This window comes from Clostridium sp., assembly GCF_029258205.1.
Taxonomy (GTDB): domain Bacteria; phylum Bacillota; class Clostridia; order Clostridiales; family Clostridiaceae; genus Sarcina.
In genome coordinates, this window is the sequence record NZ_JARHZJ010000006.1 from 1 (window position 1) to 18,105 (window position 18,105).

Below are 18,105 nucleotides of genomic sequence, written 5' to 3' on the forward strand. Positions count from 1 at the left end.
TGCTAAGTCTCCACTTTGCTCTACGAATTTATCTGAACCTGCTCCACAGATTGGACATTTTTCTGGTGCTTTTTCTCCTTCATAAACATATCCACAAATTGTACAAACAAATTTTTTCATAATATTATTCCTCCTACAAACAAACATTTATCTAATTTCAATTTATATGATAATTTAAAGTCTTTATTTAAGTCGTTTCTTGTTGATGTATTTCCTCATCAACCTTATGATGTTATTATATAATAATAATTATTGTTTAGCAATAGTTATTTTCAATTTTTCAAAAAATTTTTTTAAATATATACTTAACTTTTAAAATAAATATTATAAAAAATAAGAAGCACTTATAAAAAAGTGCTTCTTAATTTTAAACAAAGCTTAAAATTAATATTCTATATTATTTATAGCTCTTATTAAATCATCTAAATTTATTCCGTGAACTATTGCAGCCTCTTCTAAAGTTTCAGCTTGAGCTGATGGACATCCAACACATCCCATACCAAAGCTCATTAATACCTGAGCAGCTGTTGGTATTTTTCTTATTACTTCTCCAATTGTCATGTCTTTAGTTATCATAATAAACTACACCTCTCTTAATTAAATTAAAAGTTATATTTTTAATTATACTCTCTATAAAATTTAAACACAAGTATTTTACTCTGAATTGTAATCTTTAAAATAAAACTTATATTTAATCTTCTGTATTTAACTTTTCTATTATATCTTTTATAACAATTCTGTCTGGTGGATTAATATCTTCTAATGAAGGAATATCTAGCTTATTAAAAAATATAGCATCTGCACTTTCTTCTCCATCTAAGACTACTTCTCCCTCATAATCATTTGAAATAAATATAGATGATGCATTATAAATTTCATCTCCATTAGGATATTTATTATAACACTCTTTACCAGAGTAAACATTGAATAAGTTTAAACTCTTAACCTTAAGTCCTACTTCTTCATACGCTTCTCTAATAGCCGCTTCCTGAAAGCTTTCTCCAAGCTCTAAGCTTCCTCCAGGAAGTCCCCATTTATTGTTATCAGTTCTTTTTTGTAATAATACTCTTCCAATTTTATCAATTATTATAATTCCAGCTGAACACATTATAAGTGGTCTATGTGGATTAGGAAGCTCTTTTCTTAAATCCATTATATATCCCATACAATTCTCCTCTTAACTTATATACTTTTATTCTAAATTAATTTAAAAATATTATACCTTAAAATAAAAAATAGCTTAAGATTGAATAATCTTAAGCTATTTTAACTAGTTATTCTTTAGTATTTATTAAAGTTCTTCTCTTACTCTTATAGTTTGATTTCTCTTTGGTCCAACACCAACTATAGAAATTTTAGTTCCTGTGAAATCTTCTATTTTTCTTAAGTAAATTTTAGCGTTCTCTGGTAACTCATCATAGCTTCTTGCATCAGCAACTTCTTCGCCCCATCCTTCGAACTCTTCATATATTGGCTTACATCTAGCTAAATCTTCTAAACTAGCTGGGAAGTAATCTATAACTTTTCCATCTAATTCATACCCAACACAAATTTGTATTTTATCTAGTCCAGCTAATGTATCTATTTTAGTTACTACTAATGAAGTTAGTCCACAAACTCTTGCAGTAGTTTTTAAAATAACAAGATCTAACCAACCACATCTTCTTGATCTTCCTGTAGTTACTCCGTACTCATGACCTTTTTCTCTTATCCACTCACCAATTTCATTTTCAAGCTCTGTTGGGAATGGTCCTTTACCAACTCTTGTAGTATACGCTTTAGCTATACCAACAGCATTAGTTATCATGTTTGGTCCTATACCTGCTCCACTAGGAACTCCACATGAAGTTGTGTTTGATGATGTAACATATGGATAAGTTCCATAGTCTATATCAAGAAGCATTCCTTGAGCACCTTCAAATAATACATTTTTATCTGCTTGGATAGCATTATATATTTCAACTGAAGTATCTTTAACATATGGTCTTAATCTTTCAGCAAACGCCATATATTCATTATATATTTCATCAAAGTTTAATTCTTCTCCACCTAATAATTTAATGTATCCATTTTTCATTTCTATGTTTATTCTTAATTTATCAGCAAAAGCATCTTTGTGCATAAGGTCACAAACTCTTATTCCTGATCTTTCATATTTATCTGTATAACAAGGACCTATTCCTTTGCAAGTAGTTCCTATATCATTTTTTCCTCTAGCTTTTTCTTTTAACTTATCTAATGTTATGTGGTATGGCATTATAAGATGTGCTCTATCACTAACTATTAATTTCTCTGGAGTTACCTTTACTCCTAAGCCTTCTAAGTAATCTATTTCTGTAAATAGTGCTTTAGGATCTACTACAACACCATTTCCTATTACGTTTAATTTCTCGTCATGTAATATTCCTGAAGGTATTAAGTGTAACTTGTATTGTTTGTCTTCAACTTCAACTGTATGTCCAGCGTTATTTCCTCCTTGAAATCTAACAACTACTTCTGCCTCTTCTGCTAAGTAATCTGTCATTTTTCCTTTTCCTTCGTCTCCCCATTGAGCTCCTAATACAACAAATGCTGACATTTTTTATTTCCTCCTTATAAAAAGAACATTAAAATTTAAAAAGAACATTAAAATTCTTTTTTATAAACCATAACGGTTGATCGACTTTTCTCAAGTAGACATTGTTCGTATTTATAGGTGTTTTTACTATAAATTTCATTGTCCTATACCATATTAACAGAGTAAAACTTTTAGGTCAAGGTAATAAAAACGAATATTTTAACATATTTCTACTAATAAAATTCATATTATTTAATTCAATTAAATAATATTTAATTTAATAATATTTTTTCGTCAAAATTCTCACTAGTATTACTCTTTTTTCACAATACTTATTCTTATCAATAAATTTATTTTTTACTAAATATTTTTTTATTTCTAAAATTAATTAAATTATTAACATTAAATTCAAGTTAAATTTTTAATTTTGATTTTTAAAAATGTTATACTATATTTAACGAAAGAATTACTTAATTATACACTAAAACATCTTATTTTATTAAATATAACAAAGGAGAATAAAAAAATGAATACATATGGTGTTTTCGATATTCTTGGACCAATTATGATTGGACCATCTAGCTCTCATACAGCAGGAGCTGCTAGGCTTGGAAAAGTAGCTAGAGTAATTTGTGGTAAACCAATTAAAAAAGTTACTTTTCTTTTACACGGTTCTTTTGGTAAAACCTATAAAGGTCATGGTACAGACAAGGCTTTAGTAGCAGGTATACTTGGAATGGAGCCTTCTGATACACGCCTTAGAAATTCTTTAGAAATAGCAAAAGAGAAAAATATTGAATTAGAATTTAAGGAAGTTGATTTAGGTGATGCACATCCTAATACAGTTAAATTTATAATTGAAGATATTTATGGTGTTTTTCATGAAATAGTAGGCTCATCAATAGGTGGTGGAAGTATTAAAATCACTGAAGTAAATGGTAGCATTGTTGAATTTACCGGTGAATACCCAACACTAATAATTTCACATAAAGATGTTCCTGGAGCTGTATCTAATGTAACTGCAATAGTTTATAAGCATAATATTAATATAGCTTTCATGAAAGTATTTAGAACAGAAAGAGGAAAGGCTGCAAGAATGGTCTTTGAAATGGACAGCCCTATTACAAAGGATATTATTGATGAAATAAAAAAAGTTGAAGCTGTTGAAAAACTAGTTGTTATAAATCCAGTAAAGGAGGATATTTAGATGATTGCAAGAAATGGTGCTGAATTATTAGAAATATGTAAAGAGAATAATTTCTCCTTAGCTGAATATGCAATTCAACATGAAATGGAAAGTAAAAACTGTACTAGAGAAGATGTAATCAAAGGTATGGAAAAAGTTCTTCAAGTTATGAAAGAAGCAGCTAATGAAGGACAAGAAAAAAAAGTTTATTCTGTAAGTGGATTAATTGGCGGAGATGCTTATAAACTAAGAAAATACTTAGAAAAAGGAAATACTTTAACTGGTAACGTTATGGTTGGTGCTATGGCTAGAGCTTTATCTTGTTCAGAAGTAAATGCTTCTATGGGAAGAATAGTAGCATGTCCAACAGCTGGTTCTTGTGGAATATTACCTGCTGTAATATTAACAGTAGGCGAAAGATTAAATCTAAGCGATGAAGAACTTATTCAAGGTTTATTAGCTTCATCAGCTGTTGGAATGATAATTGCACAAAATGCAACATTAGCAGGTGCTGAAGGTGGATGCCAAGCCGAATGTGGATCTGCTGCTGCTATGGGAGCTGCTGCCACTGTAGAAATGATGGGCGGAACTCCTGAAATGGCTTTAGATGCTGGTGCAATAGTATTTAAAAATATACTTGGTCTAGTTTGTGATCCAATAGCTGGATTAGTAGAAGTACCTTGCGCTAAAAGAAATTTTGCAGGAGCAGTTAGCGCTTTAACAACTGCTGACTTAGTTATGGCAGGCATACATAGTAAAATACCTTTTGATGATACAGTTGAAGCTATGTATAGAGTAGGAAAATCTTTACCTGCTTCTCTAAGAGAAACTGCATTAGGTGGTTTAGCAATTACTAAAACAGGACTTGAATTAAAAGAAAAAGTTTTTGGTAAAGATAAATAATTCTTTTTTAATGAGCATATGTAATTATATATGCTCATTTTATTTTTAAATAATTAGTATGCAAATTAATATAGGTTTTTAAATATACCAGTAAATTATTGACATTTATTATTATAATATTATAATATTAACTTGTAATAACATCATTATATTTGGTGTTTTTTTATTCAAACCAACTGGTAATGACAACATTATAATAGAGGTGAGGATTATGAATAAAATTTTTGGATTTACACAAGAGGAATTATCAAACTTAAAAGCTACTTATACAGCAAATGAAATATATCAACAACCAAAATTATGGAAAAAGACTTTGAGCATAGTAGAAAACAATAAAGAAGCTATAAATAAATTCTTAGAAAAAAATTTAAATAAAGAAAATTTAAGAATAATCTTAACTGGCGCAGGAACATCTGCCTATGTTGGAGATACTATTTACCTTTACTTAGCTAAAAAATTAGGTAAAAGAGTTGAAGCTATAGCTACTACTGACTTTGTTTCAAATCCAGATGAATATATAGATGAAAATGCAAATACTATCTTAGTTTCTTATGCTCGTTCTGGTAACAGTCCAGAAAGTGTTGGAACTTATGATTTACTTGAAAAAAAGGTTAAAAACCTATCCCACATAGTTGTTACCTGTAATAAAGATGGTGAGCTTGCTAAGAAATCTCAAGAAAAAGAAGGAAACTTAGTTTTATTAATGCCAGAAAAATCAAATGACAAGAGTTTTGCTATGACAAGTTCATTTACTTGTATGACGTTAGCTACTCTACTTTTATTTGATATATCTAATCTAGAAGAAAATAAAAAAATCGTTGAAGAATTGATTGCTAAAGGACAAGCTTCTCTTGATACTAAATGGGAAGATGCAAAATCAATTTCAGATTTAGGATCAGAAAGAATTGTTTATGTTGGTTCTGGTGCTTTAAAAGGTCTTTGTCACGAAATGGCTCTTAAAAATTTAGAATTAACTTCTGGTAAACAAGTTACTGCTTGTGAATCAATTTTAGGCTTTAGACATGGTCCTAAGTCAATAATAAATAATAACACTTTAGTTGTATTCCTATGCTCTACAAATGATTATACAGCTCTTTATGATTATGATTTAATAAAAGAAGTTTATAGTGATGAAGGTACTCAAAAAGTTGCTGTCTTAAGTTATTTTAACAGAGAAAATCTTAAGGAAATTTCTCATAGATATATAACATCTAATGGATCTAAACTAGATGATACATTTATAGCATTTAATTATATAATATTTGGACAAATGATTTCTTTCTTTAACTCTTTAAGACTTGGGATTTCTCCTGATAATCCAAGACCAAATGGAACAGTTAATAGAGTTGTTCAAGGAGTTATAATTCATGAATATAATAATTAATTTATGAGAGGTGTTTTTATGAATAAAATTAAATCTACTAAAGATATGCTTATAAGAGCTCAAAAAGGAAGATATGCTATTCCTGCTTTTAACATACACAACCTAGAAACTTTTCAAGTAGTTGTTGAGACTGCCGCCGAACTTAACTCTCCTGTTATAATTGCAGGTACTCCAGGAACTATTGATTATGCTGGTCCAGATTATATAGTAGCTATGGCTGAAGTAGCATCTCAAAAATACAATATCCCAATAGCAATTCACCTTGATCACTTTGAAGATCCAAAGCTTATAAAAAGTCATATAATAACTGGATTTAAATCTTGTATGATAGATGCTTCCCATCTTTCTTTTGAAGACAATGTAAGCATAGTAAAGGAAATTGTAGACTTTGCTCATAGATATGATACTACTGTTGAAGCTGAACTTGGTAAACTTGTTGGAGTTGAGGATGACTTAGTATTAGATGAAAATGAAGGTGCTTATACAGATCCTTATGCAGCTTTAGAATTTGTTGAAAGAACAGGTGTAGATTCACTTGCTATAGCCATTGGAACTGCTCATGGATTATATAAAGGAACTCCTAAATTAGACTTTGATAGATTAGTTAAAATTAGAGAAAAGGTATCTGTCCCTTTAGTTTTACATGGTGCATCTGACGTTCCAGATGAATTAGTTAAAAAAGCTATAGAACTTGGAATATGTAAAGTTAATGTTGCTACAGACTTAAAAATCCCATTTTCAGATGCAGTAAAAGATTATTTCATAGCTAATCCAAAGGCTAATGACCCAAGAAAATATATGACTCCAGGTAAAGAGGCTATGAAAAAGATAGTTAAACACAAAATTCTTCTTTGTGGAAGTAACAGCAAAGCTTAATTATTTAATTTTATATATAAAGAGACATCACAAAAAGTGATATCTCTTTGTTTTCACTATATTAATCTTCTTCTAAAACTACTGTGTATTCAAATTTATCTCCTCTTGAAACACTAGCTGTATACTCTATAACCCTTTCATTTTCAAAAGTTATCCTTTCAATTCTCATTGCAGCTGTGCCATCTTCCACATTTAATACTTTTGAATCACTCTTTGACATTAGTATTGGCTTAAAACTTTCCTTAGCCTTAGTTAAACTAACATTATAAACTTCTCTAAATATATCATACATAGGCTTTTCTTTAAGCATCTTCTCTTTTAAATCAATAAATCTATATTCAGGTAAATAAGTAAATTCCACCATCATTGGAATTTCATCTGCTATTCTTAGTCTTAATATTTTATATACCTGTGAATTTTTTTCCACTCTTAATTTCTCTGCAATTTTCTTGTCAGCTCTTATTAAATCAAAAGATAATATTTTTGAAGATGGATTTTTACCAAGCTTCTTCATCTCTTCAGTAAAACTATAAAATTTTAATAATTGTTGTTTATAAACTTTAGGAGATATAAAAGTTCCCTTTCCATGTACCTTGTATACATATTCTTTTCTTTCTAATTCTCCAATAGCTTGCCTAGCTGTTGTTCTACTAACATTATATTGATCACATAATTCTCTTTCAGATGGTAACTTATCATTTTCTTTAAGTTCTCCGCTATTTATAAGGTCAATTAGCTCTGTTTCTAATTGATGATACAGGGCTATGCCCCTGCTTCTCTTAAACATTTTTCCACCCCTAAATTCTAATAATACTATTTATAGTGTTATCATATTTATTATTTTTTTTCAATGTTTTTCTCCATAAAGTATAAACTCACAGCATATAAAAAACTGTGAGATTTGAAAAATAATTATTTTCAATTAATATACTTATTTAAATTATGAAATTATTACTAAAGCACCTAAAGTAATGGATAATATGAACATGCATATAACAATTTTAACTGGACTCCACTTTTTATTTCTTAATAAGTGAACTAATCCTAAAATAGCTAAAACTAGAAGTAATTTAGAGAATAAACTAATGAATAAGTCTTCCGTCAACTCTGAAATATACTATTAGCATTTTAAAATATCCTTAATGTTATTTATACTATATATAGTTAAAAATCCAGTAATAAATCTTTATAATAATTTTATGATTAAATTATTATTTTCAACAAAAAAACTCCTAGAAAATCTAGGAGTTCTTGTAGGAGTTTTATTATGTTTGTTTGTGCTTGTTATGTTTGTTTGTCTTTATACAGTTCATGAATAATAATCAATTTCTAATTGATAATGATTATCATGATTAAAGTATATATGTTTTTTTACTTTTTGTCAATAAAAAAACATTACATTTCTTTAGATTTTTTTGAACATTTTTTCATAGCATTCATTACAGCACTTCTAAATCCAGTCTCTTCTAGCTCTAAAACAGCTTCAATAGTTGTTCCTCCTGGTGAGCAAACATTATCTTTTAACTTAGCTGGATGTTCTCCAGTTTCTAAAACCATCTTAGCTGATCCTAATACTGATTGAGCAGCTAATTTATAAGCTTTATCTCTACTTATTCCTTCTCTAACTGCAGCGTCTGCCATAGCTTCTATAAACATATAAACATAAGCTGGTGATGAACCACAAAGTGCTATAAATCCATGGAAGTCTTTCTCACTTAACACTTCTGATTTTCCAAAAGCATTAAATATATCCATAACTTCTTTTAATTCCTCTTCATTTACTAACTCATTAGGACAAATAGCGCTCATTGCCTCACCTACTAAAGCTGGAGTATTTGGCATAGTTTTAACTATTTTTGTTTCTTTCTCAAACCATTTTTCAACATCACTTAAATTAATTCCTGCCGCTATAGTAACAATAACCTTATTTAAATCTACACAATCTCTTATTTCTTTTATAACTTTTTCATACATATATGGTTTTACTGCAAGAAATATTATGTCACTGTTATTACAAACTTCTTTGTTATTAAGAGTAGTGTTTATTTCCAATTCATTTTTTATTCTTTCTGCACTTGATTCTCTTGAACATGACGCAATAATATTTTCTTTAGATACAATACCTGATTTTAATATTCCTAAAACCATAGCACTTCCCATGTTACCACAGCCTATGAATCCAATTTTTTTATTCATATTATCCTCTCCTTTTTAATACAATATGATAATTATTTTTTAACTTAAAATTCTTAATAGTCATTTTAACTATTTAGTATCTAATTATAAATACTTTAATTATTATATACCTTTTAATATATAGCTACCAATAATAAAATTTAGGGCATATCAGTATTCTGATACACCCTAAATTTATTAAACATCCTTATGAATAGCTTCATAATCTGCAAATTTACTGTATTGACCAAGCCATGCAAGCTTAACTGTTCCAACTGGACCGTTTCTCTGCTTAGCTATTATACATTCTCCAACATTTTTATCTTCTGTTTCCTTGTTATAGTACTCATCTCTATATAAGAACATAACAAGGTCAGCATCCTGCTCTATTGATCCAGATTCTCTAAGGTCAGATAACATAGGTCTATGGTCTGCTCTTTGCTCTGGAGCACGAGAAAGCTGAGATAACGCTATAACAGGACATTCCATTTCCTTAGCTATAGCCTTTATGTTTCTTGAAATCTCTGCAACCTCTTGTTGTCTACTTTCACCACTACCACTCATAAGCTGTAAATAGTCTATAAGTATAAGATCTATTCCATATTCCATTTTTAGTCTTCTACACTTAGATCTCATTTCCATTACAGAAACCCCAGCAGTATCATCTATGTATATCTTAGCTGATGCTAGTGGTCCTGATGCTCTAGCTATATTATCCCAATCCTCTGGAGTTAATTTACCAGTTCTAAGACTTAACATATCTACGTTAGCTTCTGAACATAATAACTTATATGCAAGCTGTTCCTTTGACATTTCTAGAGAAAATATAACAACACTTTTCCCTTCTCTTAATGCAGCATGTTCAGCTATGTTAAGTGCAAAGGTTGTTTTCCCCATAGATGGTCTGGCTGCTATAAGTACCATATCACCCTTTTGGAATCCAGATGTCATCTCGTCCAAATCTTTAAATCCAGAACCAACTCCTGTAAGTTCTCCTTCATTATTAAATATGGCCTCTATCTGTTCAAAACCTCTTTCAAGAACAACGCTTAAAGGCTCAAAATCATTTGACGATCTCTTTTCAGATAAATCAAATATTTTCTTTTCTGCTGAATCTATAACTTTTTCAACATCTTCTTGATTATTATAACAATTCTCTATAATTTCTGTAGAAGATTTTATAAGCCTTCTCAGCATAGCCTTTTCATCAACTATTTTTATATATGATTTTATGTTAACTGTACTAAGTACAGATGCACTTATCTCTGTTACGTAACTTATACCACCAGCTTTTTCAAGTCTATCAGTGGATTTTAAATACTCTAAAAGAGTTAATTGGTCTACAGCCTGATCTCTTTGGTACATTTCTATTATACTTTGAAATATTACCTTATGAGCATCTCTATAAAATGAATCTTTATTTAAAACTTCAGCAGCTTGAGCTATAGTTGTTCTATCTATTATCATTGCCCCTAAAACAGATTGTTCAGCTTCTATACTTTGTGGCAAACTCTTCATTACTGGTGCTTCCATTATTCCTAATTTTCCTCCTTTCCATAAAATAAATTTCTAATATCATTAAAAGTTTATAAGAGTTCCTAAATCTTATAAACTTTTCTTAAACTTAAATATTCTATTATAATTTCATTAGTTATTATCCAATATAACCCAAATAAATTACTTTATACAAAAAATCAATTTAGTGACATAACATATCTAATTAATTTTTTATAGAATTAAAAATTAATAAAACATTATCCCAATACATATAATACATTAAATTTAATTAAAAAAATAGTTTTTATTTATAACATATAAAACTAAATAAATTCATTAATATTATTTTAAAGATAATCTATAAAAACCTAGAGAAATTCTCTAGGTTTTTAATATATTTAAAGCCATTACTAAGCTTTTTCTTAAATTTTATAAATAAAAATTTTTTAGTTTCTTAGTTAAAAGCTATTTCCATAAGTTCTTCTATGGAACTTATAGCTTTAACTTCTATATCTTCCAATCCTTTAGGAATTTCATTTTCATTATCTTTAGGAACAGTTACTAACTTAATTCCCTTTCTTCTAGCTCCGTATATTTTTTCAAATATACCTCCAACCGGCTTAATCTTTCCTCTTAAAGAAATCTCTCCAGTTATAGCTAAGTCTTGTCTTATTGGCTTTTCTAATAAAGCACTCATTATACATATTGTAATAGCAGCTCCAGCAGATGGTCCATCTATCTTTCCTCCACCAATTACATTTACATGTATATCATAATCACTTATATCTTTATCAGTTAGTCTTTTTATTACAGATGCAGCATTAAATACAGAATCTTTAGCCATAGAGCCCGCAGTATCATTGAATCTTATTTTTCCAGCACCCTTTTTCTTAGCCTTAAAGGCAGTAGCTTCAATTTCTATTGTTGAGCCTAAGAATCCTGAAACTCCAAGTCCATAAACATGACCTACTTCTTTATCTTCTAAATTTTCTAGTATTTCATATGGAGTAAATCTTCCTATACTTACAACTTCATTTAAATCCTTTGAAGTTATTTCTAAGTCTTCTGGAACTTTTCCTTCTAAGCCATAAATAGCATGACCATAAGCATCTGCTAATATATTGACAGCTCTTCTACCTTCTATAGTATAAGAAGCTATTTTCTTTTCTAAACCTTCTTCAAGCTTAACATTAAGCTTCTTAGCTGCATTTAACACTATCTTTTCAATATCTCTTGATGATAGTGGTTCAAAATAAACCTCTGTACATCTTGAACGTAAAGCAGGATTGATTTCTCCTGGTTCTCTAGTAGTTGCTCCTATTAGAACAAAGTCTGCTGGAGCTCCCTTATCAAAAAGATATTTTATATATTTAGGTGTATTTTCATCGTCTGGATCATAATAAGATGATGAGAATTCAACTCTCTTATCTTCTAAAACTTTTAAAAGTTTATTTTGAAGTATTTCATCTAATTCTCCAATTTCATCTATGAATAATATACCACCATGAGCTTCAGTAACTAAACCTGGTTTAGGTTCTGGAACTCCTATTTCAGCTAAGTCTCTTTTACTACCTTGGTATATTGGATCGTGTACTGAACCTAAAAGTGGGTTTGTGATTTCTCTTGGATCCCATCTTAAAGTTGTACCATTAACCTCTATGAATTTTGATCTATCATCAAATGGAGTTGATTTTAATTTCTTAGCTGTTTCTAAAGCAATTCTAGCAGCTGTTGTTTTACCAACCCCTGGAGGTCCATAAAGTATTATATGTTGAGGATATGGTGAAGCTAGTTTTGAAAGAAGTGACTTAACAGCTCTCTCTTGACCAACTACCTCCTCAAAGGAATCAGGTCTTAATAAAGACATTATATTCTTATTTGGAACTCTTTCATCTAACTCTTCAAGTTCCTCAAGCTTTTTCTCTGTCTTAGCATTTTCTGGACCTTTTTTCTTTTTCATTATATTCACTCTAAGTTCATCAACATACTTTTCTTGCTTTTCCATTAAGAACTGTTCAACTTCTTTTTCTATTTTATTTTGAACATATCTTCTAGCAATAGCATCTGATATCATAGCACAAACATCTTCTAAAGCTTCATTAATAGTTTCTTCAGTTGGAACTTCATTTAGTCCCTTTCCTTCAGAAACAATTTTACTTAATCCATAAAGTTTTTCATAAGGATCAGTTGAATTTATATAATTTTGTACTTTAAATCTTATAACTCTAGCTCTAAATGCACCTTCATCTAATATGTTATTTATTATATCTTTTAGTGCTTCAACTTGAGATTCCACTCCAAGTTCACTATTCATAACATCTTGTAGAACCTCTAATTCTTTAATTGATTTCAAAATATAATCCTCCTCTTATTGAACAGGAACAACCATAACCTTCATTTTTGTTGAAACTTCTGGATATATTTTAACTTCTATGTTATAAGTTCCTGCAATTTTTATTGTATCCATAACAATTTTCTTTTTATCAACTTCTACATTAAATTGTTTTTTGATAAGTCCTGCTACATCTTTGCTAGTTATAGCTCCGAATAGTTTTCCATTATCTCCAGCCTTACCATCTATTTTTATTACTTTATCCTTTAAATCAGCAGCTAAAGCTTGAGCAGCTTCTAATTCAGCTAACTTTTGTCTTCTTTCATTCTCTTTTTTATTATTTAATATGTGAAGATTATTATCAGTAGCTTCTTGAGCTAATTTTTTTGGAAATAAAAAATTTCTAGCATATCCATCTGATGTATTTATAACATCGCCTTTTTTACCTAAATTTTTAACGTCTTGAAGTAATATTACTTTCATTTTATTCACCTTCCCTTGAGTTTTTTGCAATAGCTTCTTTTATTTTTCCTATAGCCTCTTCAATAGTGGTATCATTAATCTTAGCACCGGCCATAGTCATATGACCTCCGCCACCAAGTTCTTCAAGAATCACTTGAACATTAATATCACCTAAAGATCTTGAACTTATAGAAACATCATTACCTAATTTTATTAATACAAATGAAGCTTGTATTCCAGTAATATTTAAAAGTTCATCAGCAGCCTTAGCTGCCACAATAGTATCAGAAATATTTTCTGGACATGTTGCTATTGCTATTTTATTTTCTACTTTTGCAGATTTTATTATTTCTGCTTTTGCTATATAATTTTCTAAGTTATTACTAAATATTTTTTTAATTTCTACTGTGTCTGCACCTAATCTTCTTAAAAATGAAGCTGCTTCAAAGGTTCTTACACCGGTTTTAAAAGAGAAATTCTTAGTGTCTATATAGATTCCAGCTAAAAGACCTTCTGCTTCAATTCTATTTAATTTAGGCTTATCTAACATATACTGAACCATTTCAGTAACAAGTTCTGATGTAGATGAAGCATATACCTCAATATAATTTAATAGTGCTCCTTTTATATCCTCAGGACTTCTTCTATGATGGTCTATTACAACTACCCTTTCAATAAGTTCTGTTAACTCTCTAGCTAATACATAGTTTGCACTATTAACATCTACTATTATTAATAAAGTATTGTCATCTATATTCTTTTTAGCTTCTTCAGTAGATATAAATAGTTTACTATATTCTTCTTTTTCTTTAACTCTATCTAAGAAAAATTCTATAGCATTAGTATCCTTTTCTAATACTATATTAACACTTTTCCCTAACTTCTTCACTACTGAAGCTAAACCAAAGGCAGAACCAAAACAATCCATATCAGGATTCTTATGTCCCATTATATAAACAGTACTACTTTCATAAACAAGTTCTTTTAATACATGTGCTACAACCCTAGCTCTAACTCTTGTTCTCTTTTCAAGTTCTTTAGCATTTCCTCCAAAAAACTCAATATTTTTACCTGATTTAATAACTGCTTGATCTCCACCTCTACCTAAAGCTAATTCCTTAGCCTTTGTAGCATCATCTTGGTTTTGTGAAGGAGTTTCTCCACCTCTACCAACTCCTATGCTTAATGTTACTTCTATTTCATTGCCTAAGTTAATTTCTCTTATAGTATCTAGTATATCAAACTTTTTAGAAATTTCCTTACCAATAATAGCATCATCTACTGATAAAATATATTTACTATTATCATATTTTTTTATCATAGCATTTAGTGAATTTCCATAATTATTTATTGTTCTTTCTATTTCTGCTATAAGTAATGGTTTTTTGTCATCATCTATTGTCTTTAAAACTTCACTAAAATTATCAACTTCTAAAAGCATTATACTTTCTTTTGTGGCCTTCTTTAAATAAGTAACATCATTGAAAAATACTAAGAAATACTTTTTGTCTGATTTATCTAATTTTAAACATTCACTGTAAACTTCATAGATGTTGCTTTTTATCTTTATATTTTGAGAATTTTCTTTTCCTGTTCTAATTATCTTATCTAAAGCAACTCCCTTTATAACAGATACTAAATTCGTTTCTAGTAAAGCCTCACTATTTATAAGTTTACTAAATTTATGGTTATACCATATTATTTCACCAGTAGAATTTAATATAGTTAATGGGAAAATCAAATTAAAAATATTATCTTTAACTTTCTCATCTACATCTTTATATAATTTATCTATCTTTTCTTCTTCATCCTTTGCTCCTCTTAAAAAGTCAGATATTTTATATATTAAATATAATATATATATATACGATATTACTAAAGATATTATTTTAAAGTCTAATTTCCAAAATACTAAGCATGCTAAAATTACAAATGCAAAGTAAGCTAAAAATTTATTATAATCTTCCAATATTGATTTCATTTTAACAGCCCCTTACTAAATATACATATTAGTTATTGCAATTTCTTTTTTAGTTTCTCCTTAATGTAATTTCCTAAACTATTTGGATCTACACCTCTCATATCAACTAATACATCAACCATTCCTAATAATCCAAATAATTGTGGCATTGAAGTAACCAATAATATACTAATAAACACTATTAAAAAATTGTTAAATCTATATCTATACTTTAATAAATTTGAGACAACAGCCAATCCTTGAATTATAAGCATAGCAAATAATAAATTTAGTGTAAGAATATATATTCCTTTATTATCTATTACGCCCTTTATTACTAAAAACATAACAAAAAGATTTATTAATACAACTGTTGCAATTAATATTGGATTAAAAAACCACTTTGAAAAAGGTGGTAAACTATTTAATTTAAACCCTAATTTATTGATAATAGATTTACCAACAGTATAACTTAAAAATGCTCTTATTATTATAATCATAACTATAACTATAGGTATCATATTTATTATGAAACTTGCATCCATAGATTTCATAAGTTCTATCATTTGTATATTAGCCTGCGTACTTCCAATCATTTGTTCACTAATTTTAGCAGCTTCATTAAACATATTCACTAATTCGTTTATATATTGATTAAATGTAATTCCTGTAAAAACTGAAAACAATAATGATATTTCTATTAATACTCCAATTGCATTTGCTACAATTAAATATATAAAGGATTTTATCCCTGAAAACTTCTTTCTAACACAAGCTCCTAAAACCAATCCTATAATTCCATTTGTTATTGCTAATTGAATTCCATATATAGGCTCCATAAAAAATCCAATTAAAACTCCACTAATAACAATAGAACAAATAGATGTTTTAAGATTATACTTTAAATATAATAAAGCTATAGGAATTGGAATAGCAAATTTTATTATTTCACCTATTCCTGGTAGACTAGTAAGCATCATCAATATAAATGTTATTGCTGACATTATTCCAGCCTCAACTATAGATTTACTTTTATTCTTTTCTTCCATATGTTCCTCCAAACAAATTATCTTCTTTCTTTTAAGTGATTAAATAATTTAGTTAAGTTACCTCCCTGTTTTTCTAAATTATCTTCTTCAACTATACCAATCTTTAAACTTTTTTTAATTGTCTCATCTACTTCTATTGCAGAATGACCTAGCTTATCTGCTAAAATGTATAATAAAATAATTAAAGATGCTATACAATTTACTATGGCATCCTTTGCTACATTACTTCCTTTTGTTAAAAGTGTAAATAGTTCTCCTAATATGCAGATAATTTGAGCTTTTATCTCTTCAATAATCTTTATATCTCCCATGATATTAAAGTTATCTTTTTTCATATTTCCCTCCCAATTATACCCTTTATTATATACCTTTATTTTATTTATTTTTTTAATCTTATGCAATAAATGAGACTTAATTTAGATAAGCTTTAAAAACTTTTAATTATAGTAGAATTTATATTAAAGTGTACATATTTTAATAAGTGTACACTTTAATATACTTACCACACAAATAAAATTTTTTTAAATCATTTAATAAGCTTATTTAAAACTTTAATAATTATGATAATTAAATAATTTAATGTATAATAAAAAACCCCTGAAAATATCAGGGGTTTGTAACCATTACTCAGTTGTAAATGGTAATAATGCGATATTTCTTGATCTCTTGATAGCATCTGTTAATTGTCTTTGATGCTTAGCACAAGTTCCAGAAATTCTTCTTGGTAATATTTTACCTCTTTCTGTGATGTATTTCTTTAATTTAGCTACATCTTTGTAATCTATTGATTCAGCTTTATCAACGCAGAATATACAAACTTTTTTTCTTGCTCTTCTGAATTTTCCGCCTCTTTTTACGTTACTCATCACTATTTCCCTCCTTACCTAAAATCTGAATTAGAATGGAATATCTCCATCATCAATTGGTGTCATATCATCATTACTATTGAATGATGAATCACTAAATGAATTGTCTGGCATACCGAAAGAACCACCGAAATCATTTCCTGAATCAAAGCCTGAGTTTCCTCTTGCTCCACCATTTCCTGAATCGATAAAATCAAAACTTTCAACAACTACATCAGTAGTATATCTTCTTGTTCCATCTTGAGCTTCATAACTTCCAGTTCTTATATTTCCTGAAACAGCTAATTGTCTGCCTTTAGTAATATATTGAGCTATGGTTTCACCAGTTTTTCCAAAAGCTATGCAACTGATAAAATCAGCTTCATCTTTTTTAAATTGTCTATTTACAGCTAATGTAAATCTTGCAACTGCTGTACCACTTCCTGCTGCAAATCTAAGCTCTGGATCTTTAGTAAGTCTACCAATTAAAACTACTTTATTCATTTACGACCACCTCTTATTGCTCTTCTTTAACGATGATGTGTCTTATTATTCCGTCAGTTATTCCAAATACTCTGTCTAACTCTTTTGGTAATTCTGGGTTAGCAGTGAAGTTGATTAAAGTATAGTAACCTTCGTTAACTTTAGCGATTTCGTAAGCTAATTTTCTCTTACCCCAGAAATCAACGTTGTCAACTGTACCATTTCCGTTTTCTATAACACCCTTGAATTTTTCGATTAAAGCTTTAACTGCTTCCTCGTCTAATGATGGGTGAGCTACGAATATAGTTTCATATTTTCTCATCATTTACACCTCCTCCCTCTGGACTACGGCTATGCTCTAGCATAGCAGGGATTACAATTAAATATTCTAACATT

The 18,105-nt window shown here is 28.9% G+C and carries 20 protein-coding genes; 4 read left to right on the forward strand and 16 right to left on the reverse strand.

The window, feature by feature from the left end; genetic code table 11:
• From Q1J60_RS00810 to Q1J60_RS00825, 4 genes are all read right to left on the reverse strand, one after another.
• The coding region (locus Q1J60_RS00810; protein ID WP_423249097.1) for a rubredoxin-like domain-containing protein at positions 1 to 120 on the reverse strand (120 nt) is incomplete at its 3' end.
• Between the two features lie 264 nt (positions 121 to 384).
• On the reverse strand, positions 385 to 576 hold the full coding sequence (locus Q1J60_RS00815) for a DUF1858 domain-containing protein (RefSeq protein ID WP_300257218.1): 192 nt from the start codon (positions 574 to 576) through the stop codon (positions 385 to 387).
• Positions 577 to 691: 115 nt separating this feature from the next.
• A complete protein-coding gene (locus Q1J60_RS00820) occupies positions 692 to 1,165 on the reverse strand; it encodes an NUDIX hydrolase (protein ID WP_300257221.1) in 474 nt (157 codons plus the stop codon).
• A 126-nt stretch (positions 1,166 to 1,291) separates the two neighbouring features.
• A complete protein-coding gene (locus tag Q1J60_RS00825) occupies positions 1,292 to 2,578 on the reverse strand; it encodes an adenylosuccinate synthase (protein ID WP_300257223.1) in 1,287 nt (428 codons plus the stop codon).
• Positions 2,579 to 3,083: 505 nt separating this feature from the next.
• Here Q1J60_RS00825 and sdaAB point away from each other — a divergent pair.
• The 4 genes from sdaAB to Q1J60_RS00845 all read left to right on the forward strand — a co-directional run bounded on the left by sdaAB (position 3,084) and on the right by Q1J60_RS00845 (position 6,906).
• Positions 3,084 to 3,764 carry an L-serine ammonia-lyase, iron-sulfur-dependent subunit beta gene (sdaAB, locus tag Q1J60_RS00830; protein WP_300257225.1) on the forward strand — a complete coding sequence of 227 codons (681 nt, stop codon included), beginning with the start codon at positions 3,084 to 3,086 and terminating at the stop codon, positions 3,762 to 3,764.
• Positions 3,765 to 4,646, forward strand: a complete 882-nt coding sequence (gene sdaAA, locus Q1J60_RS00835; protein ID WP_300257227.1) for an L-serine ammonia-lyase, iron-sulfur-dependent, subunit alpha — start codon at positions 3,765 to 3,767, stop codon at positions 4,644 to 4,646. It abuts the gene before it with no gap.
• Positions 4,647 to 4,857: 211 nt separating this feature from the next.
• Complete coding sequence (locus Q1J60_RS00840; protein WP_300257230.1) at positions 4,858 to 6,030, forward strand: SIS domain-containing protein; 1,173 nt, start codon at positions 4,858 to 4,860, stop codon at positions 6,028 to 6,030.
• 18 nt (positions 6,031 to 6,048) lie between these two features.
• Complete coding sequence (locus tag Q1J60_RS00845) at positions 6,049 to 6,906, forward strand: tagatose bisphosphate family class II aldolase (protein WP_300257233.1); 858 nt, start codon at positions 6,049 to 6,051, stop codon at positions 6,904 to 6,906.
• A 61-nt stretch (positions 6,907 to 6,967) separates the two neighbouring features.
• Here the strand turns inward: Q1J60_RS00845 and Q1J60_RS00850 are convergent, their stop codons facing one another.
• From Q1J60_RS00850 to rpsF, 12 genes are all read right to left on the reverse strand, one after another.
• Positions 6,968 to 7,693 (reverse strand): GntR family transcriptional regulator, encoded by a 726-nt coding sequence (locus Q1J60_RS00850; RefSeq protein ID WP_300257235.1) that lies wholly within the window; start codon positions 7,691 to 7,693, stop codon positions 6,968 to 6,970.
• Positions 7,694 to 7,846: 153 nt separating this feature from the next.
• Positions 7,847 to 8,011 carry a hypothetical protein gene (locus Q1J60_RS00855; RefSeq protein WP_300257238.1) on the reverse strand — a complete coding sequence of 55 codons (165 nt, stop codon included), beginning with the start codon at positions 8,009 to 8,011 and terminating at the stop codon, positions 7,847 to 7,849.
• Between the two features lie 290 nt (positions 8,012 to 8,301).
• Positions 8,302 to 9,102, reverse strand: coding sequence for a pyrroline-5-carboxylate reductase (proC, locus tag Q1J60_RS00860; protein WP_300257241.1), 801 nt, complete (start codon positions 9,100 to 9,102; stop codon positions 8,302 to 8,304).
• Between the two features lie 177 nt (positions 9,103 to 9,279).
• Positions 9,280 to 10,614, reverse strand: a complete 1,335-nt coding sequence (locus Q1J60_RS00865) for a replicative DNA helicase (RefSeq protein WP_003451036.1) — start codon at positions 10,612 to 10,614, stop codon at positions 9,280 to 9,282.
• A 418-nt stretch (positions 10,615 to 11,032) separates the two neighbouring features.
• Positions 11,033 to 12,931 (reverse strand): Lon family ATP-dependent protease, encoded by a 1,899-nt coding sequence (gene lonC / locus Q1J60_RS00870; protein ID WP_300257243.1) that lies wholly within the window; start codon positions 12,929 to 12,931, stop codon positions 11,033 to 11,035.
• A gap of 15 nt (positions 12,932 to 12,946) precedes the next feature.
• Positions 12,947 to 13,393, reverse strand: a complete 447-nt coding sequence (gene rplI / locus Q1J60_RS00875; protein ID WP_300257246.1) for a 50S ribosomal protein L9 — start codon at positions 13,391 to 13,393, stop codon at positions 12,947 to 12,949.
• A 1-nt stretch (position 13,394) separates the two neighbouring features.
• A complete protein-coding gene (locus tag Q1J60_RS00880; RefSeq protein WP_300257249.1) occupies positions 13,395 to 15,353 on the reverse strand; it encodes a DHH family phosphoesterase in 1,959 nt (652 codons plus the stop codon).
• 32 nt (positions 15,354 to 15,385) lie between these two features.
• Entirely contained in the window at positions 15,386 to 16,381 is a 996-nt protein-coding gene (locus Q1J60_RS00885; protein WP_300257252.1) for a YybS family protein, read from the reverse strand.
• A 17-nt stretch (positions 16,382 to 16,398) separates the two neighbouring features.
• On the reverse strand, positions 16,399 to 16,716 hold the full coding sequence (locus Q1J60_RS00890) for a MazG-like family protein (protein ID WP_003450993.1): 318 nt from the start codon (positions 16,714 to 16,716) through the stop codon (positions 16,399 to 16,401).
• A gap of 288 nt (positions 16,717 to 17,004) precedes the next feature.
• Positions 17,005 to 17,247, reverse strand: a complete 243-nt coding sequence (gene rpsR / locus Q1J60_RS00895) for a 30S ribosomal protein S18 (protein WP_003451020.1) — start codon at positions 17,245 to 17,247, stop codon at positions 17,005 to 17,007.
• A 30-nt stretch (positions 17,248 to 17,277) separates the two neighbouring features.
• Positions 17,278 to 17,730 carry a single-stranded DNA-binding protein gene (locus Q1J60_RS00900; RefSeq protein WP_300257255.1) on the reverse strand — a complete coding sequence of 151 codons (453 nt, stop codon included), beginning with the start codon at positions 17,728 to 17,730 and terminating at the stop codon, positions 17,278 to 17,280.
• Positions 17,731 to 17,743: 13 nt separating this feature from the next.
• Positions 17,744 to 18,031 carry a 30S ribosomal protein S6 gene (gene rpsF, locus Q1J60_RS00905; protein WP_003479405.1) on the reverse strand — a complete coding sequence of 96 codons (288 nt, stop codon included), beginning with the start codon at positions 18,029 to 18,031 and terminating at the stop codon, positions 17,744 to 17,746.
• Positions 18,032 to 18,105: the final 74 nt, after the last annotated feature.

Bases quoted from the DNA above. Each gene is read 5' to 3' on its own strand.
- Q1J60_RS00850 (WP_300257235.1), bottom strand. From the start codon at position 7,693: ATGTTTAAGAGAAGCAGGGGCATAGCCCTGTATCATCAATTAGAAACA.
- Q1J60_RS00890 (WP_003450993.1), bottom strand. From the start codon at position 16,716: ATGAAAAAAGATAACTTTAATATCATGGGAGATATAAAGATTATTGAA.
- rpsR (WP_003451020.1), bottom strand. From the start codon at position 17,247: ATGAGTAACGTAAAAAGAGGCGGAAAATTCAGAAGAGCAAGAAAAAAA.
- proC (WP_300257241.1), bottom strand. From the start codon at position 9,102: ATGAATAAAAAAATTGGATTCATAGGCTGTGGTAACATGGGAAGTGCT.
- Q1J60_RS00815 (WP_300257218.1), bottom strand. From the start codon at position 576: ATGATAACTAAAGACATGACAATTGGAGAAGTAATAAGAAAAATACCA.
- Q1J60_RS00880 (WP_300257249.1), bottom strand. From the start codon at position 15,353: ATGAAATCAATATTGGAAGATTATAATAAATTTTTAGCTTACTTTGCA.
- Q1J60_RS00840 (WP_300257230.1), top strand. From the start codon at position 4,858: ATGAATAAAATTTTTGGATTTACACAAGAGGAATTATCAAACTTAAAA.
- Q1J60_RS00900 (WP_300257255.1), bottom strand. From the start codon at position 17,730: ATGAATAAAGTAGTTTTAATTGGTAGACTTACTAAAGATCCAGAGCTT.
- Q1J60_RS00845 (WP_300257233.1), top strand. From the start codon at position 6,049: ATGAATAAAATTAAATCTACTAAAGATATGCTTATAAGAGCTCAAAAA.
- Q1J60_RS00825 (WP_300257223.1), bottom strand. From the start codon at position 2,578: ATGTCAGCATTTGTTGTATTAGGAGCTCAATGGGGAGACGAAGGAAAA.
- Q1J60_RS00885 (WP_300257252.1), bottom strand. From the start codon at position 16,381: ATGGAAGAAAAGAATAAAAGTAAATCTATAGTTGAGGCTGGAATAATG.
- sdaAA (WP_300257227.1), top strand. From the start codon at position 3,765: ATGATTGCAAGAAATGGTGCTGAATTATTAGAAATATGTAAAGAGAAT.
- Q1J60_RS00820 (WP_300257221.1), bottom strand. From the start codon at position 1,165: ATGGGATATATAATGGATTTAAGAAAAGAGCTTCCTAATCCACATAGA.
- rpsF (WP_003479405.1), bottom strand. From the start codon at position 18,031: ATGAGAAAATATGAAACTATATTCGTAGCTCACCCATCATTAGACGAG.
- sdaAB (WP_300257225.1), top strand. From the start codon at position 3,084: ATGAATACATATGGTGTTTTCGATATTCTTGGACCAATTATGATTGGA.
- Q1J60_RS00865 (WP_003451036.1), bottom strand. From the start codon at position 10,614: ATGGAAGCACCAGTAATGAAGAGTTTGCCACAAAGTATAGAAGCTGAA.
- rplI (WP_300257246.1), bottom strand. From the start codon at position 13,393: ATGAAAGTAATATTACTTCAAGACGTTAAAAATTTAGGTAAAAAAGGC.